Here is a 25,004-nt window from a genome sequence, read left to right on the forward strand (position 1 = left end):
CTCGTGTACAGATCAATGGTGGAAAGGGTCAGGCTACTTTTCGGTCGACCAACGCCTGGGCGCTGATCCAGGGCATCATGGCGCGCAACTGCTCGCCGACGATTTCAAGGCGGTGGCGCTGGTTCAGACGTCGATGGGCATTCAAAGAAGGTTGGCCAGCCCGGCTTTCCAGGATGAAATTCTTGGCATAGGTGCCGTCCTGGATGTCGCGCAGCAAGGCTTTCATGGCCTGGCGTGTGTCTTCGGTCACGATGCGTGGACCGGCCTGGTATTCGCCAAACTCGGCATTGTTGGAGATGCTGTAGTTCAGGTTGGCGATGCCGCCCTCGTACAACAGGTCCACGATCAGCTTGAGTTCATGCAGGCATTCGAAATAGGCCATTTCTTCGGCATAGCCCGCCTCGACCAAGGTTTCGAAGCCACACTTGACCAGATCCACCATGCCGCCACAGAGCACGGCCTGCTCGCCAAACAAATCCGTTTCGGTTTCTTCACGAAAATCGGTTTCGATGACGCCGGAGCGTCCGCCGCCATTGGCGATGGCGTAGGACAAGGCCAAGTCACGAGCCTGACCGGAACGGTCGGCATGAATGGCGATCAGGTGGGGAACCCCGCCGCCTTCCACATAGGTGGAGCGCACCGTGTGGCCGGGTGCCTTGGGGGCGACCATGATGATGTCCAGATCGTCGCGGGGCTGGATCTGACCGTAATGGATGTTGAAACCGTGGGCAAAGCCCAGTGTGGCGCCGGGGCGGATATGGGGGGCGACGTCCTGCTCGTAGACGCGGGCAATGTCCTCGTCAGGCAGCAGCATCATCACGATGTCGGCTTGTTGAACGGCAGACGCGATGTCGGTCACAGCCAGACGGGCAGTGGCGGCCTTTTGACGCGAGGCACTGTTGGGGCGCAAACCCACGACCACTTCCACGCCAGAATCACGCAGATTCAATGCGTGTGCATGGCCTTGAGAGCCGTAGCCGATGATGGCAACCCGGCGTTGCTGCACCAGGGCCAGATCACCGTCCTTGTCATAAAACACCTTCATACTGCCTCCTTTTGATGAGTTCTGTGTTCTGTATACAGAGTTCAGTATTGTGGGGCGATATTCGAGGTGTCAAGGAAAAATTGGCAGGTCGGGGGAAATCCCTAGGACAGAAATTCTGCTTAGCGCATCGGGGTCAGGCTGGCCTCGCGCAGCAGCCATTCACGCAGGTGTTCCACGCGTTTGAGTGTGTCGCGGTGATTGCGGTAGTAGAGAAAATGCATCTCGCGTTGCAGGCTGCGACCATTGGGGGCGGGCAAGACGATCAGCTCCCGACTATCCAGTTCGCGTTCGGCAAAACGCGGTGTTTCCAGGCAAACACCCAACTGGTCCACCGCTGCGGCAACGGCCATGGCACCACGGTCAAAGGACAGGCGCGGGCCAGGGGCGGCGGCCATACCATTGCTGCCAAACCAGTCGGCCCAGTTGACCGGGCTGATGGTGGAATCGATCAAGGGCAAATGCAGGTACCAGGGCTGGTGCAGAGCCAGGCTGGCATAGAGTTTGGGCGAGCATAAAGGCAACAGGGGTTCAGGATGCAGCGACTCCACCACCAGCCTGGGGTCGTGGCTGGGGGCGTGTCCGTAGCTGATCACGCAGTCAATGTCGGTGGACTGGTGCAGATCGGGCGGTGTGGCGTCCGTGCGCAGATGGATGGCCAAACCAGGATGCTCCCGCATGAAAGCATGCAGACGTGGCCCTAGCCATTTCACCGCCAAGCTGGGTGCGCAATGCACGGTCAAGGCGTGTGTCCTTTCGTTCTCGCCCTGCGTGTCCTCGCAAAGCCGGGCCAGTTTGTCCAGCAAGGGCGTCAGTTCCCGATAGAACTCCTGGCCCTGGCTGTTCAGGCTGACACGCCGATTGTGCCGTACGAACAGGCTGCGTCTCAGATGTGTTTCCAGACTTTTGACCTGATGGCTGATCGCGGAAGGAGTCAGGTGCAGCTCATCGGCTGCCAGGCTGAAACTCTCCAGCCGGGCGGCCGATTCAAAGGCTCGTAGCCAGGCGAAATTGGGGATGGCTCGCATGAGGGTGCCTTAAAAAGGTGAATATTTTTAATCAATAGCTGAAAAAGCTTCGTTTGTCATTCATGGTTTTCGACCTCTACCATGGTTTTACGTTGCACCCGTACGCTGCGCTCGATGGGCTGGCGTACGGGCGACGCACCACCTTGCCGAACCTGAAGGAGACCTTCCCATGAACGCTAAACCCGATATCAATGAAATTTTGGCCATGACAGGCCGAAAGTCGATTTATCAGCCCGAGCAGCAGGGCCTGATCTACCCGGAAGAACCCCAGTTTGATTCTTTTGAAGAAGCGCGCACGCATTTGAAGCAGCGCCTGGTGGCCGCTTGCCGCGCCTTTGCACTGCACGGTCTGGATTATGGCTTTGCTGGTCACCTGACCATCCGTGATCCCGAGCATCCCAGCTTGTACTGGACCAATCCCATGGCTGTGCACTTTGCTGACGTGAAGGTCTCGAACCTGATCCTGGCTGACCATGAAGGCAAGGTGGTGGAAGGGGATTACGCCCTGAACCGCGCTGGTTTCGTGCTGCATGCCGCCGTGCATGAGGCTCATCCTGACATTGTGGCGATGTGTCATGCGCATACCGTCTATGGCACTGCCTTTGCCTCGCTGGGTCAGGAAATACTGCCCATTACGCAGGATGCTGCCGCCTTTTTTGAAGACCATGTCGTCATTCGCGAAGAAGCCGGTCAGGTGGCGGTGGAAACCAAGGCTGGTCACAAAGTGGCTAATGCCTTTGCTGGCGTCAAGGCGGCCATCCACCAGAACCATGGCTTGCTGACGGCCAGCCGCCACAGCATTGAAGCCGCCGCTTTCTGGTTCATTGCGCTGGAACGCTGCTGCCAGCAGCAATTGATGATTGCTGCAACCGGCATGACGCCCACATTGGTGACCCCCGAGCGCGCCCGTTACAGCCGTGAGCACGTAGGGAGCGAATACATTGGCTGGCTGCACTTTCAGCCGATTTGGGAAAACCTGTTGCGCACCCAGCCCGATATGTTTGATTGATTCGTCCCGCAGGCAGCTTGATCCGTTGGGGGCAAGCTGCTGACTTTGCATAAATAAAACGAGGAGACACAAGCGTGGAACGACGAGCAATGCTGAAACTGACCGGCCTGGCCGGCATTGTGGCCAGTGGCATGGCCCCTGCGGTCGTCAAGGCGCAAGAGAATTTGCGCTGGCGACTGGCATCCAGTTTTCCCAAGCATCTGGATACGATTTATGGCGGAGGGGAAGTCTTTGCGCAGAAAGTGCGTGAGCTTAGCGATGGCAAGTTCAATATCTCCGTGCATGCGGGCGGGGAATTGATGCCAGCCATGGGTGTAGTCGATGCGTTGGAACAGAACTCGGTAGAAGCGGCTCACACGGCGCCCTACTATTTCTTTGGCAAGAATGAAGCGTTTGCCTTGAGCTGTGCCATTCCGTTTGGCATGAACTCTCGACAGTTAACGGCCTGGATGTACCACGGCAATGGCTTGAAGCTGACGCGTGATTTTTACGCCAATTACAACATCGTCAACTTTCCCTGTGGTAATAGCGGCGTGCAGATGGGGGGCTGGTTTCGCAAACAGATCAACTCGCCTGAAGATATACGGGGCCTGAAAATTCGTATTGGCGGCTTACCTGGCAAGGTGATTGAGAAGCTGGGAGGCATTCCCCAGAATATCGCCGGTGGCGAGGTCTATCAGGCGCTGGAAAAAGGCGTCATTGATGCGGCGGAGTGGGTTGGGCCGTATGACGATCAGCGTTTGGGCTTTCACAAAGTGGCGCCCTATTACTACTACCCCGGCTGGTGGGAAGGGTCAGTCGGGCTGGATCTGTTGGTTAACAAGAAAGCGTATGACGGTTTGTCGCAGCACTACAAAGATATTGTCTCGGCAGCCAGCACGTACGCGCATCTGGATATGCAGGCCAAATACGATGCCCGCAACCCCGGTGCCTTGAAAGAACTGGTCGGTCAGGGAGCCAAGGTCCTGCCTTTCTCCAAGGAAGTGCTCGATGCCTCATTCAAGGCGAGTGAGGAACTGTATGCCGAACTGAATGCAAGCAATCCGCAATGGCGGACGATTTATGCGGATTATCGGGCATTCCAAAAGGACGAGCTGCTGTGGTTTCGCTTTGCGGAAGCTCGCTTTGACCAGTACATGCAGTCTGTGAATTTGTAGATGATTTGCGAAAAAATCTGGTCTGCTGCTGGCCGCTTTCTGTGATGGAAAGCGGCCTTTTTTTGGTCGTGGGAGGATGGGGGCGATTTGGAAGAGCATGTGAAGCTTAGGTCGGTTATAACTTTTTTATATCAATTAATACTATAAAGTCCGTACAAATAAAAATATAAACCTTGTCGGTGTTTTCCCTAGTATTTAGGCTGAAGCTCTCATTGATTCTAGTTTTAAGGTCATTGTCTAAGCATATTTACGTAGACAAGGATGGCTGCCTTATTATATTGTTCGAATTAAATAATAAATATGTCCGGTCAATTAATAGGAGCAAGTCCATGAAAAACGGGATACGGGGTGTACTGGCAGCAGCAGGGATGATGGCCGCGTTGGGCGTGCAAGCTCAAACGCTCAAGCTGGGTGTGGTGGGCGGCATGACAGGGCCAGGTGCGCCCTGGGGTCTGGCTATTGATGGTGGCGTGAAAATCGCCGTGGATGAAATCAATCAGGCCGGTGGATTGGCCGTGGGCGACAAGAAGTACCAGGTCGAAGTGCTGACCTACGACGATCACTACAAGGCAGCCGATGCGGTTACTGCCACCAACCGTCTGATCGATCAGGATGACGTGAAGTACATCATCGGGCCGATTGGCTCGGCTTCGGTCATGGCCATGAAGCCCATTACCGAGCGCAACAAGGTCATCATGCTGTCCAACAGCTACTCGACTGAAGTGCTGGATGCGAACACGCAGTACATGTTCCGTGTGCTGCCTACGCAATATGAATACAACCGCCAGTTGATCGGTTGGTTAAAGCAGGAGCGCCCGGAACTGAAACGTTTGGCGATCCTGTCGCCTAACGATGCAACCGGCTGGAGCACGCAAAAGATTCAGACCGCTGCCTATAAGGACGCCGGTTACGACGTGGCTGAAACCAAGTTCTTCGAGCGTTCGCAAAACGACTTCCGCACTTTGCTGACCAGCATTCTGGCCAAGAACGTGGACTTCATCGAACTGGATACCGTGCCACCCGGCCCGGCCGGTATTGTGATCCGTCAGGCACGCGAAATGGGCTTCAAAGGCCAGTTCACCAAGTTTGGCGGCAATAACGTGGCTGAAACCGTGAAGTCTGCCGGCGCGGACAATGCGGAAGGAACTTTGGTGTATTTGTCGGCCGACCCGTCCAGCGAGCCCTATCAGAAGTTGAGCCAGGCTTACGCCAAAGTCCACAGCAACAGCATGGATGACTTCGTTTTCTACTTCTACGATGCCACCCGCTTGCTGTTCAAGGCCATTAACGAAGCTGGCACCGTGGACGATACCGATGCCGTGCGTGCCCGCATTGAAGCCAATAGCAGCTTTGATGGTATTCAAGGCGCGATTGTGTGGGGTGGCAAGGATGTCTATGGCGTGAACCACCAGATCGCCACCCCGGCCTACCTGGGGGTGATCGAGGGCGGCAAGGCCAAGGTCATCAACAAGTTCGACGCCCGCTGATTACCGGTTTTGTTTCAGTACGCATTCCGCCATGACGGTGGAGTGCACCTTGATACGGTTAGCCATTATGCAGATCGCAATGCAAATCGCCATCATCGCCCTGATGTCCACGTTCGTGTACGCCCTGGTAGCCCTGGGTTTCACGCTGGTGTTTGGCATCTTGCGGGTGGTGAACTTCGCTCACGGCGAGTTCTACATGCTGGGCGCTTACGCCATGTATGTGTTTTATGGTCAGTTTGGCTGGCCCTACTTGCCCTCTATCGCGGCCGCTGCTGTGTTGGTGGGATTCCTGGGTTTACTGGCTGAACGCGGCCTGTTCCGTCGCTTTGTGGGCGACGAGATGGGCGGCATGATCATGTCCCTGGCTTTGGCGATTACCTTGCAGGCCGGGATCTCGCTGTTGTTCTCGGTGGACGAACAATCGGTACGCCGTCCGGTGGAAGGTGCCTGGCAAATTGGCCAAGCCTTTTTCGCCAAGGATCAATTGCTGATCGTAGGCATGAGTGTGCTGGCGCTGGCTGCCTTCTATTTTCTGATCGAGCGCACCCGTATCGGCATGACAATACGGGCAGTGGCGCAGGACCGGGAAGTGGCACGTCTGCAAGGCGTCAGCTCCTGGAAGATCATGGCCTTCACCTTTGCCTTGAGCTGCGGCCTGGCCGGTTTGTCGGGTGCCCTGATGGCGCCGGTCTATACCGTGCATCCGTATATGGGTGAAGCCGTGGTGGTGAAGGCTTTCATTATTGTGGTTCTGGGAGGCTTGGGCAGCTTGCCCGGTGCAGTGGTTGCCGCCCTGATTCTGAGTGTCACCGAGGCCGTGGCGTCAACCTTCTATAACGCGACCGTGGCCACCATGTTGTCCTTCCTGATCGTGATGGCCGTGTTGCTGGTCAAACCCAGCGGTTTGATGGGGAGATCGTCATGAGCGCGATCAAAACAGCTTCGTTCTATCCGCGCGATGGCGTCCTGCATTGGGTCTGGCATGCCGTCGTGGTTGCGGTGCTGCTGGGTTGGCCCGTGTGGGCCGGACAGCCTCGTTTTGCCCTGCATCTGGCCATCATGGTGTCGCTGTACGCCTGCCTGGCCATGAGCATGAATCTGGTTTTGCGCATCGGCCAGCTCTCGCTGGCGCATGGTGCCTTGTTCGGGCTGGGGGCGTATGCCTCGGCCATTTTGAGTCGAGATTATGGCTGGTCCTTTCCAGCCGCGTTTTTGGGCGCCGGAGTATTGACGGCAGCGTTAGCTGTGATCACCGGCCCTGTTTTTATGCGTATCAAGGGTGTGCATTTTGCGCTCTTGACCTTTGCCCTGGGCGAAGCCGTAGTGCTGTGCTTTATCGAGTTCCATGAACTGTTTGGTGGCAATAACGGCTTTGGGCAGATTCCGTCCTTGCATGCCAGTTTGCCAATTCCTGAAGGGCGTTACGGCGTTTATCTGGTGACGACCAGCTTTGCCTTGGTGGTGTACTTTGTGCTGCGGGCCTTGTACCGCCGTGAATGGGGTATGGTGGCGGACTCCTTGCATCAGAACGAGCAGTTGGTGCGTTCCGGTGGTTTGAATGTGCTGCGCTTTCGGGTCAGCGTGTTTGTGCTGAGCGCCTTGATTGCCGGCTGGACGGGCAGTCTGTATGCCCATTACCAAGGCTATATCTCGCCTGACTCCTTCGGTTTCTGGACTGCTGTGAATGCCGTCATCATGAATGTATTGGGAGGGGTCGGTGCCCTGGCTGGTGCCGTGGTGGGAGCGGCGATTTTGATCCCCCTGCCCGAGCTGCTGCGTGACTTGTTGCAGTACCAGCGCCTGATCTACGGCCTGACCTTGATTTTGTTGCTCTTGTTCTTGCCGCAAGGCCTGGCGGGTCTGTGGAGTAAGTGGCGCGGCGCGCGCAAGGAGGCAGCATGAGCGTGCAATTGAATGTTCAGGGCCTTAGCCGACATTTTGGTGGTATTCGTGCGGTGGACGAGGTGTCCTTCAGCACGGCCCCCGGCCAGATTACTGGCGTGATTGGCCCCAACGGGGCCGGTAAAACCACGCTGTTCAATCTGATTGCCGGTACAACCAAACCCAGTGCAGGTGCTGTCATCATGGATGGAGCCCCCATTACGGGCCGCCCGGCCGCGTCCTTGGCGCGCCAGGGTCTGGTGCGTACCTTCCAGATGACGCATGTATTTGCAGGCCATACGGTATTTGAAAACCTGTACCGCGCGGCCCTGTTCCGTCAGTTTCCTTCGCCCTGGTCGCTGTTCAACCCTTGGGGTGTGCGTCGTGGCCGCCAGGAAGCAGCCCGACAGGCAGAACAAGCTTTGGCCTTGATTGGCCTGGAGTCAGTCGCCGATGAGCAGGCCGATTCGCTAGCCTACGGCCTGCAGAAGATTTTGGGTGTGGGTATGGCCCTGACAGCCATGCCCCGCCTTCTTTTAATGGATGAGCCCGCCGCTGGCCTGAACCCGGTGGAAACCGTGGCCATGGCCGACCTGATCGAACGTATTCACGCCAGTGGCATTGATGTGGTGGTGGTCGAGCACGATATGGGCCTGGTGATGCGCCTGTGCCAAAAGCTGGTGGTGCTGGTCAATGGCCGTTTGCTGGCCGAAGGCCCGACGGCTCAGGTGCGTCAGGACCCACGGGTAATTGAAGCTTATCTGGGTGCGGATCTGGACAAGGAACCTGGTATGGAACCGCCTGTGGAGAGCCGCGCTTCTCATCATGGCAAGGGACAGCCCGCCTCGGCATTGGCTTTCAGTCCGGACACGACAGCCGCCAAGGTCAGCAAGCCTGCGCCCATGCTGGAAATCAAGGACTTGAGCGTGTCTTACGGTGCCGTGCGCGCCCTGGACAAGGTCAGCTTTGCGGTAGAAGAAGCCAGTGTGTGCGCCGTGATTGGGGCCAATGGCGCCGGTAAATCGACCTTGATGAAAGCCATTAGTGGTCTGGTGCCGGTTGCCGGAGGAGAAATCCTGCTGGAAGGCCAGCCTATCCAGAATCTGAACGCAGAGCGCCGTGTGAATCTGGGCATTGCCCTGTCGCCGGAAGGTCGTCGCCTGTTCCCTGAATTGACCGTGCGCGAGAACCTCTTGATGGGGGCGTATCTGCGTCGCGATCAGGTCGACATTACGGTGGACCTGGAGCGTATTTACGGCTACTTCCCCCGTTTGCTGGAGCGCGAGCAAAGCCAGGGTCGTCACCTATCCGGTGGCGAGCAGCAAATGTGCGCGATTGGCCGTGCCTTGATGTCCCGCCCCCGCCTGCTTTTGCTGGATGAACCTTCCCTGGGCCTGGCCCCGGCGGTCACCTTGGAAGTGGCCCGTGCGATTCGTCAGATCAGTCAGGACGGCACCACGATTGTGCTGGTGGAACAGAACGCTCGCTTGGCGCTGAAGTTGTCGAACCATGCCGTTGTGCTGGAAACCGGGCGCTTGAGCCTGGCAGGCGACAGCCAAGACATCATGAACAACCCGCAGATTGCGGCGGCCTATCTGGGCCAGGCCGCAGAGTCATCGCATCATGCCTAATATTTATCAGGTCGCCATGTTTAACGCCGAGCGCCACCCCGGCAAGGTAGCGGTCTCGGACGAGCGTCAAGCCTTGTCTTTTGGCCAGCTCTGCGCCCGTGCGCGAGCCTTGGCAGCCTATTTGAAAGGTTTGGGCGTACAGCCAGGGGATCGGGTGGCCATCATGACGCCCAATTCCATCGACTATCTGGCCTTGCTGCATGCCACGGCCGTAGGCGGTTTTTCTCTGGTGCCGGTCAATACTCGTTACGGTGCTGCTGAATTGCGTTATCTGCTGGATGATGCTCAGCCTACCGTGTGCATTGTGGCCCCGGCCTATCGTCCCTTGCGCGAGCAGATCGAGTCTGAAGGCGGCTTGAACAGTGCCGTACAGTGGCTGGAGCACTTTCCTGATTCCTTGCCCGATCACCGTGCGGATGACCCGGTGCAGCATCGCTTTGGCCGTGTGGGGGATGAGGATGTTGCCATCATCATGTACACCTCGGGTACGACCTCAGCACCCAAGGGGGCCATGCTGACACATGGCAATCTGTCGGCCAATGCGGTGAACTACATTATGGAGCTGGGCATTGATGCCAACAGCCGCTCCTTGCTGGCGACGCCCTTGTTTCACATTGGCGGCTTTGGGGTGGTGAATGGTCCCATTCTGTATGCCGGTGGCAGCTTGCATGTGGTGCCGCGTTTCGAGGCCGATGCGGTCATGGACGCGCTGCGTCTGTACCAGCCTACGCATGTGTTTTTGTTGTCCGCCATGTGGGTGGGTTTGACCGATCACCCTGAATTTAAAGAACTGTCCCTGCCCGGTGCCCAGTTTGTGCAAACTGCGGCTGCACCTTTGGGCCCGTGGCGTCAGGATTTGATCCGTACTGTGTTTCCCAATGCTGAATTCAGTTGGGGCTTTGGCATGACGGAAAGCTGTGTCACCACCATCAAGAATCGCTACACGCAGGAGATTCTGGAGCATCCCGGTTCTATCGGTTACCTGTGGCGGCATGTGCAATATCGACTGGTCGATGCCGACGGCAAGGTGCTGCCCGATCAGCGCGGGCCGGGTGAAATGCAGGTGCGTGGCCCGACGGTGTTCAAAGGCTATTGGCGACAGCCCGAGCTGACCGCCCAGGTGCTGGATGCCGATGGATGGCTGCACACGGGCGATTTGATTCGGGTGGACGATGAAGGCTTTGCCTATTTCATGGGCCGCAGCAAAGATATGATCAAGACGGGCGGCGAAAACGTGGCCGCGCTGGAAGTGGAAAACTGTCTGGCCAGCCACACCGATGTGCGCGAGGCCGCCGCCTTTGGCCTGCCCCACGAGTATTGGGGCGAAGAGCTGGTTGCCGCGATTGTGCCCGCTAATGGCCGCGAGCCGGATGTGGAAGTCTTGCGCGAGTTTTGTCGGGAAAAACTGTCCGGCTTTAAAGTACCCAAACGCATCTTTATTGTGGACTCCCTGCCCCAGTCCTCGTCGGGCAAAGTGCAGAAGTTTCTTCTTCGACAAAGGTATGTCTGATGCTGACTTCTTTATCTCTGTTTGACCCTGCCGTGCTGGCTGCCTGGGCCAAGCGCGCCCGCGCCGATGATTTTGTACGGCAGCACAGCGTGCTGGCCGATGTTTGCGTGGCGCTGCGCAATACCGACACCGGCGAGCATAGTTGGTTGGCCGTGTCAGAGCGGGATGTGCAGGCGGGCACAGGCTCGCGCGAGGTGCCGTTCTGGCTGGAAGGCGATAGTGCTGCCTTTGCAGATCTGGCCCAGGGTTTTCCATTTAACCGCTTGGTGCGTCAACACCGACTGGTGGTGGGAGGTGATTTGCGCGCCTGCGTGCAGAACTGGATGTTGTTGTACGCCTTGACCCGCCTGACGGGCGAGCTGGAGGTCTGAGCATGCCTTATGTGACCACTGCGGATGGTATCCGCGCCTATTACGATCTGGCCGGTTCCGGTCCAGCCTTGGTGATGGTGCACGGCGCCAGTCAGGACAGCCTGTCCTGGCAATATGTGCTGGACCACTTTGCGCCCTTTTACACGGTGTATGCCCTGGATTTGCCCGGTCACGGCAAGAGTGGCATGCCATTGGGTGGCCCTCATACCGCCACCCCGCAAAACGCCCAATATCTGCTGCAGTTTCTGGATGCAGCGGGTGTTCAGGACCCGGTCCTGATGGGCCACTCCATGGGTGGCGGTGTCGTTGCCCAGGCAGCGGCCATGGCCCCCGAGCGTATTCGTGGCCTGGTGCTGGTCGATGGCGCTTCGGTGAATGTTGTGAAGTCCTCTGGTTATAACCCGCGCATTCTGGAGATGGCGCGCATCAATCCGGGCGACTGGTTTGAAGTGACTTTCCGCACCTTGATGGGCACCCTGTCCGACCCGGCCCGTGCGCTGGAAGTGGTGACGGACGCTCGACGTTGCATTCCGGCGGTAGCCTTTGCGGATATTTGCGCCTTTGGCGGTTTCCGTATGGAGCAGATTCTGGACGATATTCGCTGCCCGGTGGTGATTGTGGAGGGGGGCGAGGACTGGTCCGTGCCGCCAGAGTCCGCCAGAGAGGTCGAACGCTTGCTGCGAGAAGGCAAAGTTCCGGTGGAATATATAGAATGGCCGGGCATCGGGCATTTTCCCCAAAGTGAATGTCCTGAGCAGTTCACCCGCGACACCCTGGCTGCGATGCGCCGCCTGTCTCTTTAAGCTGAAAACCGTATGGCAAACACCGAATCCCAGTCCAGCGCCAAGCCAACCCTGTATCAGAACATGAGCGATCGCTTGTTGGAGCTGATCCGTTCGGGCCATTACCCCGTCGGTTCCAAGCTGCCCACCGAGATGGATCTGTGCGAGATGTACGGGGTCGGTCGGCACACGGCGCGTGAAGCCATACGCAAGCTGACCGATCTGGGTTTGATCGAGCGGCGTCGCCGTGCCGGTACCACCGTAATACGTCAGCATCCCAAGCCGCAGTTTGGCCTGGCGCTGGACACCACGGATCAGTTGCAGCGCTATCTGGAGTTCACCGATCTGCACGTGCATAAAAAGGCGGTCTGTGTGGACAAGCAGCCGCCCGAAACCGCGCTGGACGGTGATCCGGCAGATTGGGTGAAGGTGGAAACCTACCGCAGTGTGCCGGGCAGCAAGCGTGGCATTTCCTGGACAGATATTTATCTGCGCAAGGAATACCAGGCGGTGGCTGACCTGATTTCTACCCAGCCCGGTGGTGTGTATCCGCTGCTGGAGGAACACTGTGGCGAAGTGGTGGAAACCATCGAGATGGAAATCTCCGCCTCGCGCTTTCCCCCGCATGTTGCCCGCTTTCTGGGCTACGAGGACTCCGATCCGGCGCTGCTGATTATCCGTACCTTCCGCAATCTGGCGGGCAAGGTCATGGAAGTGGCGGTCAGCTTTTACCCACCTTATGAATTCCGCTACGTCACGCGCCTGTCGCGCAGTGATGGGAGCCATCGCTCACAGAGCTGATTTTTCCGAACCTTTGGGGAGACATTCATGAAACGCAAATATGGCCGCAGTGTGACGGTCAAGGTGACGGGCGACCATGCGCTGGTGCGCTTTGATCGCGGCGTGAACCGTAATGCTATTGATCAGGACACTTTGCTGGCCCTGACGCAAGTGGCGCAGGATCTGGCCTTGTCGCTGGAGATTCACACCGTGGTGCTGACCGGGGCCAAGGATATTTTCTCGGCCGGGATTGATTTGAAAGACCCGCAAAAGTGGAACGATGAACAGGCCGGCTTGCTGGAGCGCCGCGATGTGGCCCAGCGTGGTGCGCGTTTGTGCCGTTTGTGGGAGGAACTGCCTCAGTTGACCATTGCCGCCATTGAAGGCGCGGCTGTGGGTGGTTCGGTTGCCCTGGCACTGGCTTGCGATTGGCGTGTGGCTTCGCAATCGTCTTTCTTGTATCTGCCCGAAGCCAAGGTGGGTCTGAACATGGGCTGGGGTGCCATTCCACGCATGGTGAACATGCTGGGTGCCGCTCGCACCAAACGGGCCATCTTGTTGGCCGAACGCTTCGGTGCTGAACAGGCGATGGATTGGGGCCTGCTGGATGAAGTCTGCGAACCTGGTCAGGCCGTGGCCGTGGCACAGTATTTGGCCAAGCGGGCTTCGGAATCGCCTGCGGCGATTATTCGCATGACCAAGGAGTCGGTGAATCAGGTCGCCAATGCCTTGAACCGTCTGGGCATTTATATGGATGCGGATCAGGCGCTGGTATGTCGCGACAGCGTAGAGGGAGCCCAGGCGCGTGCGGGTTTTTTGTCGCCGGGCCGCGCCTAGGTAAAACGGCTTTCGATCAGGCGGTTTGACGCTCTTGTGCCAGTCGCCCCATCCCCTGCGGGAATAAGTCCAGGCCAGCGGTTGCCACCAGATCCCAGAAGCCAGCGGGGGAACTGGACACGACGGTGACGCCCAATTTGTCCTCGACCTGACGCACCGCTTCCAGCGACACTAACCCCCCGCATGACAGCAGCAAGCCTTGTGCCTGACCGGGGGCCTGTTCCTGGGCGATGTCCCAGGTTTTCAGGCACAGATCGACCAGCTCTTGTGTGCTGATCTTGGACATGGCCGTGACGTCATTGACCCCCAGACCATAAGCGCACACGGCTTGAATCTGGTTCTGGCCCAGAAAATGGACCAAGCGTTGGTTCACGTCATCAATATAGGAAGACGCGACTGCCACCCGTTCGATGCCGCTGACACGCAGGCCGCGCAAGATGGCGTGGCTCATGGTGGAGCATGGCAAGCCGGTGGATTCGCACAGACGAGCCACCAGCTCTTCGTTAAAGTCTGAGCCACGGTAAAAGCTCAGCGACGTCCCCATCAAGGAAACGGCCTGGGCGCCACGAGCGGCCAGTTTCTGGGCCGCTTGGACAACTTGGTCGATGACCTGGTCATAGCCTTCCTTGTCCACCGAACTGAGGGCCAGACCTTGGGCGATGAAGTTGATTTCGGGGTACATTTCCGGGCCTTCGGGCGGCACCAAACCGGCGGCCGGTGGCACGATCAGGCCCAGTACGGGGCGCTTGGTATCTGAGTTGTCAGTCGTCATAACAGTCGCTGCTTGTTTCATTGTTTAAAGTCGAGTTGGGCGGTCTTGATGACATTGGCCCAGCGTTCTGTTTCTTCACCCAGCCATTGTTCGGTGGCCTGGGCATCTTGATAGCCGGCTACCGAGCCTTGAGCCAGGAAGGCATCCTGCACTTGCTGTTGCTGCATGCTGTTTGCCAATGCCTTGCTGACGGTGGCGACCAGGGCGGGGTCTACGTTCTTGGGGGCCAGCATGAACAGCGAGGGTGTCACGCTGTAGCCGGGAATGGTTTCCGACACGCTGGGCAGATCGGGCATGCCGGGAAAGCGACGTTCGGACAAGGTGGCCAGCAAACGGATGCGGCCGGACTTGGCCAGGCCAATTGAAGAGGCCAGGCTGGCAAAGGACATGGACACTTCACCGGCAGCGAGGGCCTGGCTGGCGGGAGCGCCACCACGATATGGGACATGGACCAGTTCAGTCTGGGTCTTCAAGGCGAACAGCTCGCCGCCCAGATGATGGACCGAGCCTACACCCACCGAGGCAAAGGTTTCCGTTTGAGCGGGCGCCTTGCGGATGGCCTCGATCAGTTCGGCCACAGTGTTGACGGGGCTGTCACCGGGGACGGCCAGGGCCAGATCAGACTGGCCCACCATGCCAATCGACGTGAAATCGCGCTGCAAGTCATAACGCAGCGCCGGGTAGATGTAGGGGGCGACCAGCAAAGAGGTATCGGCAAACAACAGCGTGTTGCCGTCAGCCTGGGATTTGGAGACGTAGTCGGCAGAAATGGTGCCACCAGCGCCGGATTTGTTTTCCACAATCACGGTGCGGTCCAGCTCCTTGCTTAGTGCCTGGGCGGTGACGCGGGCCAGGGTGTCGACCCCGCCACCGGGGGCAAAACCCACGACCAGACGAATGGGTTCGGCAGCGTGTAAAGCGGCCACAGGGCTTAATGTCAGGGCGAGCGCAGCCAGCGCCCGCCGTGTGAAACGGCTTGCAAACATGAGAAAGTCTCCTCGGTATGAGTGGGTTTTTTAGCTAATTATGGATTTAGTGCCGCATATAAAACCCGGCCAAAGGGTTGAGCTGGGCATGGAGCCAGCTATACCGTTCGCGCTTGTCGAACTCCCATTTCTCGGGATGGGCTTGGGCGACACGGCGCAGGGATTCGGCACCGGAGAGCACATGGCTGGCCGCAGCCTGCATGGCGCTGGGGCCGTCACGCAGGGCCAGGGCCTGGGTCAAGGCCTGATGTTCATGCCAGGATTGCTCCATGCGGTTTTCCTGATCCAGATGGCGGTGGCGGTAAGGGTTGGTCAGACGACGCAGGTGTTCAATTTGCTGCACCATGAAGGTATTACCGGCAATGCTGTGAATCAGGGCGTGAAATTCGGCGTTGTAGGTGGCGTAATCTGTCAGGTTTTTTTCTTGCAGGGCCTTGAATCCGCGTTTTTGCAAACGCTCCAGTTCGCGGATCTGGGCATTGCTGATGCGATAGGCAGCCAGTTGGGTGCAGGCACCTTCCAGCAAGGCCAGGGTTTCCAGCATTTCCTCCAGTTCTTCAATCGTGTGCTGGGTGACAAAGATACCGGCTCGGGGGGCGATGCGAACTTGCCCGGTGGCCGCTAACTGCAGTAAGGCTTCACGCACGGGGGTGCGTGATACCCGGAAAAATGTGCACAGCAAGGACTCATCAATGGCGCCGCCCGGCGGCAGATCACCGCTGGCAATGCGGTGCTCCAGTTCGATTCGTACCCGGTCAGTATTGCTCAGTGTCATGCCCGTCTCCTAGGCCCTTTGTTATTTTTTAGGCTTAAATGATTCTAGGGAGGGCTTTTTGATATATCAATTAAGGCTTATCCGAGGGTAAAGAAAGGGCGGTCCCGTTTTGATTCGGGGAAATTTCACGGATAATTCATTTTTGCTGGCCCCTGCACCTGTTCAGATAGAGGGGAAGCGCGCCACTTTTCGGATAAAAACCCCCATGAGCGAAGAACGTAAACCACTCGATGCGCTGGCCAGCAGTGCCATGCTGGTCTTGTGCCTGATCTGGAGTTTTCAGCAGATTTTGCTCAAGGCCACGGCGCATGACATGGCACCTATTTTTCAGATTGGTTTGCGCTCGGGGGTGGCCTGTGTGCTGGTCACTGTGCTGGTTCTGGTACGCACACACAAGCTGACCTTTACAGCAGGGGCCTGGAAGCCGGGTTTGATGGCCGGTTTGCTGTTTGCGTTGGAATACTTGCTGCTGGGAGAAAGCTTGCGTTTTACGTCGGCGGCGCATGCCGTGGTGTTTCTCTACACGGCGCCGGTGTTTGCGGCCTTGGGCCTGCATATTCTCTTGCCGTCGGAGCGTTTGGCCCGCCTGCAATGGGTGGGGATCGGGTTGGCGGTGGCGGGTATCGCCATTACCTTTTTGGGCCCGGCCAGCCTGGATGGGGCGGATCTGGGCCGCATGCTGATTGGGGACTTGATGGCCTTGGCTGCCGGGGCCTTGTGGGGCTTTACCACCGTGCTGATCCGCAGTACTCGCCTGTCAGCCGTTCCGCCGTCGGAGGCTTTGCTGTATCAACTGTTCAGTGCTTTTGCGATTCTGATGGTAGCCGCGGTTGTGACCGGGCAAACCAAGGTGCATTGGTCCGGTTTGCTGGGTGCCAGCCTGGTATTTCAGTCCGTGGTGGTGGCGTTCTTGAGCTTTCTGGTCTGGTTCTGGTTGCTGCGCAAGTATCAGGCGTCGCGTTTGGGGGTGTTCTCTTTTGCCACCCCTTTGTTTGGGGTTCTATTCGGGGCGTTTTTGCTGGGTGAAGCCATAGAGCCCCGTTTTGTGATGGGCGCATTGCTGGTGCTGATGGGCATTACCCTGGTCAGCACCTATAGCTGGATCAGTCAGCAGCGACGTCGCAGAACGTGAGCAAGTCAGCGATCCGATGCAAATGAACTAAGGGGCAAGGCGTTGCCGCAAGCTGCTTTTCAACCAGCGGCAAAATTGGCGGGCATCACGTTGTTGGGGGGATTGTGCGTTGACATAGGCCATGTAGGTTGCGCCCGTGGCAACTTGGCCAGGGCCCACTTCCCGCAAGACGCCATCGCGTAGATGGTCCATGACGAGCAAGCGTGGCACAACCAGAAATCCTGATCCGGCAATGGCGCCGGCAATGGCGAAAAACAGGTGATCGTAGGTTGCACTCATCAGCAGACGCGATGGCTCAATACCCTGATCCAGAGCCCACACGCCCAATATGTCGGGTCGAGAGCGCGCGGTCACCATAGGCCAGTGCTCCCACGTTTGCCCGCTGTGTTGCTCAATCAAGGCTGGTGCGGCCACACAGACGAGTTCTTCACGTGTCAGTTCCCAGCTTTCGCTATCTGGCAGATTTAAATCCCGGCTGATCAGGACATCGAATTCCTCATTGGGGCGTGGTGGCGACAGGTTGGTGATCAGATCAATCTGCATAGCGTGCTGTGCGGTGAACTGGCCAAGCATGGGAACCATCACCGTCATTGAAAAACTGGGCATGGACGTCCGTACTCGCAGCCGTCCTTGCTGATCCGGCGGATGGGCGATTTGCTGAATGGCCATCTCCAGGGTGGCCATGGCGTCTTTGACGGTTTCATAGAGCTGCAGGCCGGCTGCCGTCAGCTCAATATAGGGGCCTCGTCGAATGAACAGGGCCTGTTTGCTGATTTTTTCCAGGGTGGCGATATGCCGGCTGACTGCGCTTTGGGTGATCCCCAGGCTTTGGGCTGCACGGGTGAAATTGCCTTGTCGGCCCACGGCGACAAACACACGCAGCGGAACCAGAGGAACAGTATCAAGCATGATTAAAACTCATGATAGGGTCACGACTAATAGGGGGTGGAGGTAGGGTGTAACAGAACGGTCATATACGATAAATACCATGATTTCCATGCAATTTTATTTAAATTTCAGGAAATAATCATGCAAAACCGTTTTCCTTATCTATCCGCTTTACTCATGCTTTCTTGCCTGAGCTCGGGCGCTGCCAAGGCGGATGAAGTCGTGTTGTACTCCTCCAATAACATCGATGTGGTGAACACGGTGATTGAGCAGTTCCGTCAGGTTCATCCCGAGATATCCGTGTCTGTCGTGCGTGCCGGTTCCGGTGCCTTGATGCAGCGTATCAAGGCCGAAGCCGAGCAACCTTTGGGTGATTTGTTCTGGTCGGGCGGGTTTTCCACCTTGTCGCAGTATGCCGATTACCTGGCCCCCTACTCCTCGCCTGAAGCATCGGCGGTAGGAGCCCAGTTTCAGGGGCCAGATCAACGCTGGTTGGGTACCAATACCCATGTCACGGTGTTGATGGTCAATGAGCGCCAGTTGGACAAACTCCAGGCTCCTGCTAGCTGGGCGGATCTGGCTGATCCGGCCTGGAAGGGCAAGATCGTGATTCCTGACCCGGCGCGCAGCAGCTCCTCCTATGTTGCTTTGTACGGTCTGCAGGATTTGATGGGGCAGGACGTGTTTGAGAAAGTGGCTCGCAATGCTGTGGTGGTCGGGACAACAGCGGGCGCTTACGAAGGCGTTGCCAATGGCGAGTTCGCGGTGGCAGTAACGATGGAGTATGCCGCTTATCAGTATGTGGCCGGTGGGCTGGATACGATTGATCTGGTCTACCCCAAAGAGGGCACTTTCCTGTCGCCGGAAGGGATGGCCTTGATTAAGGGTGGGCGTAACCCCGAGTCTGCCCGCAAGTTGTACGACTTCCTGGCCTCGCGTCCTGCACAGGAAGAGGTATTCAAAAGTGCGTTTCGCCGTCCTTTACGTAGCGACATTGCCGTTAATACGTTGACCAGCTTGCCTGCCATGGACCAGATCCGTATCCATGCCCTGGATGATGGGCGTATGGGCGCAGACCGCGAGGCCTTCCTGGCGCGTTGGCGCGAACTGGTTTCCCAACGCTAGGCGGGACTTATATGCAGATACATTTATCAGGCATTAAGCAAAGCTACGGCTCACAGGCCTTGTTCCAGGGTTTGGATCTGACGATCCCCAGCGGCTCCTTGTTTACCCTGCTGGGGCCATCGGGTTGTGGCAAGACGACCTTGCTGCGCATGCTGGCCGGATTTGTGCGCCCTGATCATGGCAAGGTGCTGTTCGGTCAGAAAGAGATGACGCGCGTGCCTGTGCATAAACGCAATGTGGGCATGGTGTTTCAGGATTACGCCTTGTTTCCGGACCGTAGCGTGCTTGATAACGTCAGCTATGGTTTGCTGGCGCGTGGTCAGTCTCGCACTCAAGCTCGAGCCCCCGCTTTGGACATGTTGGCGCGGGTAGGTTTGAAGGATAAAGCGGATGCCTTGCCGTCCGCGCTGTCCGGAGGGCAGCGGCAGCGGGTGGCGATGGCACGCGCCTTAGTGATCAAACCTGATCTGCTCTTGCTGGACGAGCCCTTGTCTGCCCTGGATGCGAAGCTGCGCACGGACCTGCGCGAGATGCTGCGGGATTTGCAGCAGGAAGCGGGCATTACCACCGTGTTTGTGACGCATGATCAGGAAGAGGCACTCAGCGTGTCGGACCACATTGCCGTCATGGACCGGGGATGCGTCCGTCAGGTCGGCACGCCCGAGCAGATTTACCGCTGCCCTGACAACAGTTTTGTGGCAGATTTTGTGGGTGGGGCCAATCTGATCGAGCTTCAAGAGGAACTCGGTCAGGCCGCCGATGGCTGCCGCCGCTTTCGGACGGCGGCTTGCATTGTGCGTATCCAGTCTGCCGGACGTTTTTCTGAGCAGACGATGTTGGCTGTGCGGCCTGAAACCCTGAGTGTGGATGCCTTGCGCCCGCTGGATGAGGGCGACATTGCTGCGCGGATTGAAAGCGTGGATTACCGGGGTCCCAGCACGGCGTATCAATTGCGTACGGAATTTGGTTTCCTGAAGGCGGTGGTCTGGAACACGGGCGCCGGTCAGAGTTGGGAGCGAGGGGATGCGGTGGTCTTGCGCGTTCCCGAGTCGGCTCTTTTGGTGGAGCGGACATGATGCTGGGCTCTTTGCGACGTGATCCAGCCTGGCTGTTGCTGGCCCTGGGGGCCGTGGCCTTGCTGGGCTACTTTTTGTTGTGGCCGGTCTTGTCCATGCTGACTAGCTCCCTGTTCAACAAGGACGGTCAGTTTGGTTTGCATGGGTACGTGCAGTTTTTCTCGGAACCTGCGTATCGGGAGAGCCTGTTCAACACCTTGTGGTTGGGGGGCGCGGTAACGCTGCTTAGTTTGGTGCTGGGCGCCGGTTTGGCCCTGGCAGCCGCTCGTTTCTCTTTCCCATTGGCTGCCTGCCTTGGTGTTTTGCCCCTGCTGACCTTGGTCATTCCGGATGTGGTGGTCGCCGCGGCCTGGATCGTGGTGCTGGGTAAACAGGGCGTGCTCAATAGCGTGCTGGCCCCCTTCGGCCTGGAGCTGCCTTCCTTGTATTCCTGGTGGGGTCTGGTTTTTGTGATGACCCTGAACAACTACGTGTACGCCTACGTGGCTGTGCTGGTTGGTTTGAAGTCCATGGATCGCAACCTGGAAGAGGCGGGCCTGAGTCTGGGCAGCTCACCGGGGCGTACCTTGCGCACCGTGACCTTTCCGCTGATGGTGCCGGCTCTGTGCGGTGCAGCGGTGCTGGTCTTCATGCATGTTATCGGCGATTTTGGCGTTCCAGCCATTCTGGGCGCCCGTACCCCCGTGTTGGCGGTCAAGACGTATAACGAGTTTGTCAGCGAGATGGGCGGGAATCCGCAAATGCAGACCACCATGGCGTCTTTGCTGGTGTTTCTGGGCTTGGTTTTGCTGCTGATTCAAAAGTGGGTGGTCGCCCGACGTACCTACCAGATGGAGTCCGGGCGGGCTCCTGTGCGGGTACCTTTGCGCGCGTGGCAGGCGACGGTGTGCGCCACTTTGGTGTCGATTCTGATTGTCTTGTCGATACTGCCGGTGCTGGTGGTGATAGTCACTGCCTTTACGCCTTCTATTGGCCCGGTGCTCCAGTATGGCGGCTTTACCTTAAGCCATATGCAGCAAGCCCTGGTGCAGGCGCCCGGACCTTTGTACAACTCCTTGCTGCTGGGTGCAGCGGCAACCAGTGCGGGTGCCGTGTTCTCCATCGTGGCGGCCTATCTGATTGTGAAACGGCCGTCCGGCTTGAGTGCGGGCCTGGATGTGCTGGTCATGCTGCCTTTGACGATTGCTGGCACGGTGCTGGGCATTGCCCTGATCAATGTGTTTAACAGCGGCTGGCTGGTGTTGACGGGCAGTTGGGTCATTATGGCGCTGGCCTACTTTTTGCGCCGCGTACCCACCAGTGTGCGTGCGGCCATGGGGCCTTTGCATAACTTGCGCAATTCCATTGAGGAAGCCTCCATCAGTCTGGGTGTGGCCCCGATGCCCACCTTTGCGAAGGTCGTTTTGCCGGTGGTCTGGCCGGCGGTGATTGCGGCCACGGTACTGATGTGGATTACGACCTTGTCGGAGCTATCCGCCACGGTGGTTCTGTATTTCGGCGGGATGAGCACCCTGCCTATCGAGGTTTTTCAATTGGTCGACAGCGGACGTTTGGCTCAGGCCAGTGCGTATAGCCTGGTGCTCTTGATGGCGATATTTTTGCCGCTGCTGCTGACCCGTTTCATTTTCAAAGTAAAAGTAGGATGGACACAATGAGCTCTGTGCAATGTCAGGAAGAGATCGCGCTGGCCCAGCGCGTGTTGGGAGCCAAGGCATCGGCCACCAAAGAGATGACGCGCCTGGCCAATCAAATGCGGCAACAGGGGCAGTCGGTTATTACCCTCAGCCAGGGCGAGCCGGACTTTGCGACCCCCGAGCATGTGCGTCAGGCGGCTAAAGAGGCGATTGATCGCAATGAGTCCCGCTATACCGAAGTTGCCGGCACCCTGGCCCTGCGTGAGGCTGTGGTACGCAAGTTCGAGCGCGACAATGGCCTGCACTTCAGCCCGGATCAGATCCAGGTCGGCTGCGGGGCCAAACAAGCCTTGTACAACGCCTTGCAGGCCACGGTGCAGGACGGTGACGAGGTCATCATCCCGACCCCCGCCTGGGTGTCTTACCCGGAAATGGTGCTGTTGGCAGGAGGCAAGCCGGTCATTGTGCGGTGCAGTGCGCAAGCTGGCTTCAAACTGCAAGCTGACCAGTTGGAACGGGCCATCACCCCCCGTACCAAATGGCTGATGCTCAACTCCCCCTCCAACCCCAGTGGCGCAGTGTATTCGCGCCAGGAACTGGAAGCACTGGAGCACGTGCTGTTGCGTCATCCGCATGTCTGGGTGATGGCCGATGATGTGTACGAGAAAATCCGTTATAGCGACGAGCCCTTTGCCACGCCAGCCGCCTTGTCGCCACAGATGGCGGCTCGCACATTGACCATCAACGGTGTCTCCAAAGCCTATGCGATGACCGGCTGGCGGGTTGGGTTTGCTGCGGGCCCGCTGCACCTGATCAAGGCCATGAATCTGGTGCAGTCGCAAGCCACTTCCCATACCAGCTCCATCAGCCAGGCGGCGGCGGTGGCCGCACTGGATGGCCCCATGGATTTTCTGCCCGAGTTTGTGGAGGCATTCCGCCGCCGCCGTGACAAGGTGGTGGCCGCGCTCAATGCGATGCCGGGCATTGAATGTGATCTGCCTATGGGGGCGTTCTATGTGTTCCCCAGTTGCCAAGGCGTTTTGGGCTTGCGGGATCCGTCAGGTCAGTTGATCAGTACGGATAAGGACCTGTGCATGTACTTCCTTCGTAGTGTCGGGGTGGCCGTGGTGCCCGGTTCGGCGTTTGAGTTGCCTGGTCACTTCCGCGTGTCTTACGCCTCCAGCGACCAGGAGCTGGAAGAGGCCATGAGCCGTATTGCCCAAGCCATTGCTCGACTGAGCTGAACCCCTTACGGAGAAAGAGTGTGAACAGTCAAAAAAATCAGGTGTTGAAAGCAGCCTTTTCCCAAGGGCGATTGATGACGGCAATGGCCGCCCATAACCCGTTGGCCGCTCGCTTGGCTCAGGATGCCGGTTTCGGGGCAATTTGGGGGAGCGGTTTTGAGTTGTCTGCCAGTTATGCCGTGCCAGACGCCAATATTCTGTCGATGGGAACGCATTTGGAGATGATGCGGGCGATTGCCTCGACCGTGGATATTCCTTTGATTGCCGACATTGATACTGGTTTTGGTAATGCCGTGAATGTCAGCTATGTGATACCGCAGTACGAGGCGGCGGGTGCCAGTGCCATTGTGATGGAGGATAAAACCTTCCCGAAAGACACCAGTTTGCGGGCCGATGGGCGTCAGGAATTGGTACGCATTGAAGAGTTCCAGGGCAAGATTGAAGCGGCTTGTGCCGCACGTCGTGACCCTGACTTTCTGATCATTGCGCGGGTAGAGGCCTTGATTGCCGGTCTGGGGCAAGACGAAGCGTTAAAGCGGGGACTGGCTTACGAGCAGGCGGGTGCAGATGCCATTTTGATTCACTCCAAACAGGCTACGCCAGATCAGATTCTGTCTTTTGTAGAAGCCTGGACCGGCAAAGTGCCGTTGGTGCTGGTGCCAACGGCCTACCCTCAACTGACCGAGGCCGATATTGCCCAATTGGGCAAAGTGGGCGTGGTGATTTACGGCAATCATGCGATTCGTGCGGCTGTGGGCGCCATGCAAGCGGTATTTGCCCAGATTCGCCAGGATGGCGGTATTCAGAATGTGGATGCTGGGCTGCCTTCTGTCAAAACCATTATTGGTTTGCAAGGCGATGCCCATATGCGTCAGATCGAGGCCCGGTTTCTGCGCTAGAGGGCAGCATGGGGCTTCGTATAATGGCTGATGGCCCGATGGCGGGCCATCAGCCGGATGAATGCGATGCCCCAATCTGCACCAAGCCCTATCCCGGTCACGCTGTTGACCGGGTTTCTGGGTAGTGGAAAAACGACCCTGATCAATCGCGCTTTGCAAGAAACGCAGATGGCCGACACGCTGGTCATCATCAATGAGTTTGGGCAGACGGCGCTGGACCATCATCTGGTGGCGCACAGTCAGGAAAACAGGATTGAGGTTCTGGGCAGTGGCTGCTTGTGCTGCACCATACGGCGTGATCTGGTGCAGACCTTGCGTGACATTACCTGGCGTTTTTCGCGGGCAGGTCAGCGGCAGTTTCGACGGGTATTCATTGAAGCAACGGGGCTGGCTGACCCTGCGCCCATCTTGCATACCTTGTTAAGTGATCCGCAGTTGACCGGCAAGTACAGCCTGGCGGGTGTGGTGACGGTGGTGGATCTGGAGCACGGCTTGGAAACGCTGGCGCGCCATGCCGAGGCACAGCGACAGGTGGCTGTGGCGGATCTGTTGTTGTTCAGCAAGCGTGACCGGGTGGATGCAGGGACTGAAACGGCGCTGCGTGAATACGTGCGTGGCGTGAATCCTTGGGCGCAGCAGCAGATACTGTCGGCCTCGCAGCCCGTTGCGCCCAGTCTCTTGGGCTTGGGCGAGCAGGTTGGACAAGGGCGGGCCTGGAGTTTGGCGGCTTTCGAGGCGCTGGGGCAAGATACTGGCGATCACGATCACGATCACGATCACGATCATGTGCATAGCCATAGCCATAGCCATAGCCATAGCCATAGCCATAGCCATAGCCATGGCACGGGCATCATCGCTGGCAACAGCAACAGCAACAGCAACAGCAACAGCAACAGCAACAGCAACAGCAACAGCAACAGCAACAGCAACAGCAACAGCAACAGCAACAGCAACAGCA

The 25,004-nt window shown here is 57.9% G+C and carries 24 protein-coding genes; 18 read left to right on the forward strand and 6 right to left on the reverse strand.

Annotated elements, in window-relative coordinates:
• Nucleotides 1-28 precede the first annotated feature (28 nt).
• Together ilvC and ACDI13_RS10320 are read right to left on the reverse strand one after the other, a co-directional pair.
• Nucleotides 29-1,045: a ketol-acid reductoisomerase gene (gene ilvC / locus ACDI13_RS10315; RefSeq protein ID WP_316990557.1), complete on the reverse strand. Its 1,017-nt coding sequence runs from the start codon at nucleotides 1,043-1,045 to the stop codon at nucleotides 29-31.
• A gap of 119 nt (nucleotides 1,046-1,164) precedes the next feature.
• A complete protein-coding gene (locus tag ACDI13_RS10320; RefSeq protein ID WP_316990556.1) occupies nucleotides 1,165-2,070 on the reverse strand; it encodes a LysR substrate-binding domain-containing protein in 906 nt (301 codons plus the stop codon).
• Nucleotides 2,071-2,239: 169 nt separating this feature from the next.
• On the opposite strand from ACDI13_RS10320, the gene ACDI13_RS10325 reads away from it, so the two are divergent.
• The 11 genes from ACDI13_RS10325 to ACDI13_RS10375 all read left to right on the forward strand — a co-directional run bounded on the left by ACDI13_RS10325 (nucleotide 2,240) and on the right by ACDI13_RS10375 (nucleotide 13,515).
• The gene (locus ACDI13_RS10325; protein ID WP_042485022.1) at nucleotides 2,240-3,079 is read left to right on the forward strand and encodes a class II aldolase/adducin family protein; all 840 of its coding nucleotides are present in this window, start codon (nucleotides 2,240-2,242) and stop codon (nucleotides 3,077-3,079) included.
• A gap of 74 nt (nucleotides 3,080-3,153) precedes the next feature.
• Entirely contained in the window at nucleotides 3,154-4,236 is a 1,083-nt protein-coding gene (locus ACDI13_RS10330; RefSeq protein WP_316990555.1) for a TRAP transporter substrate-binding protein DctP, read from the forward strand.
• Between the two features lie 329 nt (nucleotides 4,237-4,565).
• Nucleotides 4,566-5,723 (forward strand): ABC transporter substrate-binding protein, encoded by a 1,158-nt coding sequence (locus tag ACDI13_RS10335; protein ID WP_316990554.1) that lies wholly within the window; start codon nucleotides 4,566-4,568, stop codon nucleotides 5,721-5,723.
• Between the two features lie 31 nt (nucleotides 5,724-5,754).
• Nucleotides 5,755-6,648, forward strand: coding sequence for a branched-chain amino acid ABC transporter permease (locus ACDI13_RS10340; RefSeq protein ID WP_372372435.1), 894 nt, complete (start codon nucleotides 5,755-5,757; stop codon nucleotides 6,646-6,648).
• The gene (locus ACDI13_RS10345) at nucleotides 6,645-7,625 is read left to right on the forward strand and encodes a branched-chain amino acid ABC transporter permease (protein ID WP_316990552.1); all 981 of its coding nucleotides are present in this window, start codon (nucleotides 6,645-6,647) and stop codon (nucleotides 7,623-7,625) included. The genes ACDI13_RS10340 and ACDI13_RS10345 overlap by 4 nt, the downstream gene beginning before the upstream one ends.
• A complete protein-coding gene (locus tag ACDI13_RS10350) occupies nucleotides 7,622-9,235 on the forward strand; it encodes an ATP-binding cassette domain-containing protein (protein WP_316990551.1) in 1,614 nt (537 codons plus the stop codon). Before ACDI13_RS10345 ends, ACDI13_RS10350 begins: the two co-directional genes overlap by 4 nt.
• Complete coding sequence (locus ACDI13_RS10355; RefSeq protein WP_316990550.1) at nucleotides 9,228-10,745, forward strand: AMP-binding protein; 1,518 nt, start codon at nucleotides 9,228-9,230, stop codon at nucleotides 10,743-10,745. Before ACDI13_RS10350 ends, ACDI13_RS10355 begins: the two co-directional genes overlap by 8 nt.
• Complete coding sequence (locus ACDI13_RS10360; protein WP_316990549.1) at nucleotides 10,745-11,116, forward strand: hypothetical protein; 372 nt, start codon at nucleotides 10,745-10,747, stop codon at nucleotides 11,114-11,116. The genes ACDI13_RS10355 and ACDI13_RS10360 overlap by 1 nt, the downstream gene beginning before the upstream one ends.
• 2 nt (nucleotides 11,117-11,118) lie before the next feature.
• Nucleotides 11,119-11,919: an alpha/beta hydrolase gene (locus tag ACDI13_RS10365; RefSeq protein WP_316990548.1), complete on the forward strand. Its 801-nt coding sequence runs from the start codon at nucleotides 11,119-11,121 to the stop codon at nucleotides 11,917-11,919.
• A 12-nt stretch (nucleotides 11,920-11,931) separates the two neighbouring features.
• Nucleotides 11,932-12,699 (forward strand): GntR family transcriptional regulator, encoded by a 768-nt coding sequence (locus ACDI13_RS10370; protein WP_316990446.1) that lies wholly within the window; start codon nucleotides 11,932-11,934, stop codon nucleotides 12,697-12,699.
• Nucleotides 12,700-12,726: 27 nt separating this feature from the next.
• Complete coding sequence (locus ACDI13_RS10375; protein ID WP_316990445.1) at nucleotides 12,727-13,515, forward strand: enoyl-CoA hydratase/isomerase family protein; 789 nt, start codon at nucleotides 12,727-12,729, stop codon at nucleotides 13,513-13,515.
• A gap of 16 nt (nucleotides 13,516-13,531) precedes the next feature.
• Here the strand turns inward: ACDI13_RS10375 and ACDI13_RS10380 are convergent, their stop codons facing one another.
• The 3 genes from ACDI13_RS10380 to ACDI13_RS10390 are packed head-to-tail and all read right to left on the reverse strand — an operon-like array spanning nucleotide 13,532 to nucleotide 16,048.
• Nucleotides 13,532-14,287 (reverse strand): arylmalonate decarboxylase, encoded by a 756-nt coding sequence (locus tag ACDI13_RS10380; RefSeq protein WP_316990444.1) that lies wholly within the window; start codon nucleotides 14,285-14,287, stop codon nucleotides 13,532-13,534.
• Between the two features lie 17 nt (nucleotides 14,288-14,304).
• Nucleotides 14,305-15,273, reverse strand: a complete 969-nt coding sequence (locus tag ACDI13_RS10385; RefSeq protein ID WP_316990443.1) for a tripartite tricarboxylate transporter substrate binding protein — start codon at nucleotides 15,271-15,273, stop codon at nucleotides 14,305-14,307.
• 46 nt (nucleotides 15,274-15,319) lie between these two features.
• Entirely contained in the window at nucleotides 15,320-16,048 is a 729-nt protein-coding gene (locus tag ACDI13_RS10390; protein WP_316990442.1) for a GntR family transcriptional regulator, read from the reverse strand.
• A 205-nt stretch (nucleotides 16,049-16,253) separates the two neighbouring features.
• Between ACDI13_RS10390 and ACDI13_RS10395 the strand changes: the two genes are divergently transcribed.
• Nucleotides 16,254-17,180 (forward strand): DMT family transporter, encoded by a 927-nt coding sequence (locus ACDI13_RS10395; protein WP_316990441.1) that lies wholly within the window; start codon nucleotides 16,254-16,256, stop codon nucleotides 17,178-17,180.
• Between the two features lie 27 nt (nucleotides 17,181-17,207).
• On the opposite strand, the gene ACDI13_RS10400 is transcribed toward ACDI13_RS10395, so the two are convergent.
• Complete coding sequence (locus tag ACDI13_RS10400) at nucleotides 17,208-18,089, reverse strand: LysR family transcriptional regulator (protein ID WP_316990440.1); 882 nt, start codon at nucleotides 18,087-18,089, stop codon at nucleotides 17,208-17,210.
• A gap of 120 nt (nucleotides 18,090-18,209) precedes the next feature.
• Here ACDI13_RS10400 and ACDI13_RS10405 point away from each other — a divergent pair, with 120 nt between their 5' ends.
• The 6 genes from ACDI13_RS10405 to ACDI13_RS10430 all read left to right on the forward strand — a co-directional run.
• Nucleotides 18,210-19,193: an ABC transporter substrate-binding protein gene (locus ACDI13_RS10405; protein ID WP_316990439.1), complete on the forward strand. Its 984-nt coding sequence runs from the start codon at nucleotides 18,210-18,212 to the stop codon at nucleotides 19,191-19,193.
• 11 nt (nucleotides 19,194-19,204) lie between these two features.
• Nucleotides 19,205-20,269, forward strand: a complete 1,065-nt coding sequence (locus ACDI13_RS10410; RefSeq protein ID WP_316990438.1) for an ABC transporter ATP-binding protein — start codon at nucleotides 19,205-19,207, stop codon at nucleotides 20,267-20,269.
• Nucleotides 20,266-21,924 (forward strand): iron ABC transporter permease, encoded by a 1,659-nt coding sequence (locus tag ACDI13_RS10415; protein WP_316990437.1) that lies wholly within the window; start codon nucleotides 20,266-20,268, stop codon nucleotides 21,922-21,924. The genes ACDI13_RS10410 and ACDI13_RS10415 overlap by 4 nt, the downstream gene beginning before the upstream one ends.
• Nucleotides 21,921-23,147, forward strand: coding sequence for a pyridoxal phosphate-dependent aminotransferase (locus tag ACDI13_RS10420; protein ID WP_316989296.1), 1,227 nt, complete (start codon nucleotides 21,921-21,923; stop codon nucleotides 23,145-23,147). Before ACDI13_RS10415 ends, ACDI13_RS10420 begins: the two co-directional genes overlap by 4 nt.
• A 74-nt stretch (nucleotides 23,148-23,221) precedes the next feature.
• Nucleotides 23,222-24,046 (forward strand): phosphonopyruvate hydrolase, encoded by an 825-nt coding sequence (locus ACDI13_RS10425; protein ID WP_372373112.1) that lies wholly within the window; start codon nucleotides 23,222-23,224, stop codon nucleotides 24,044-24,046.
• Nucleotides 24,047-24,112: 66 nt separating this feature from the next.
• Nucleotides 24,113-25,004, forward strand: an 892-nt coding sequence (locus ACDI13_RS10430; RefSeq protein ID WP_372372438.1) for a GTP-binding protein, incomplete at its 3' end; no start/stop codon positions are given.

The sequence above is a fragment of the Alcaligenes faecalis genome (genome assembly GCF_041521385.1).
Classification (GTDB): domain Bacteria; phylum Pseudomonadota; class Gammaproteobacteria; order Burkholderiales; family Burkholderiaceae_B; genus Alcaligenes; species Alcaligenes faecalis_E.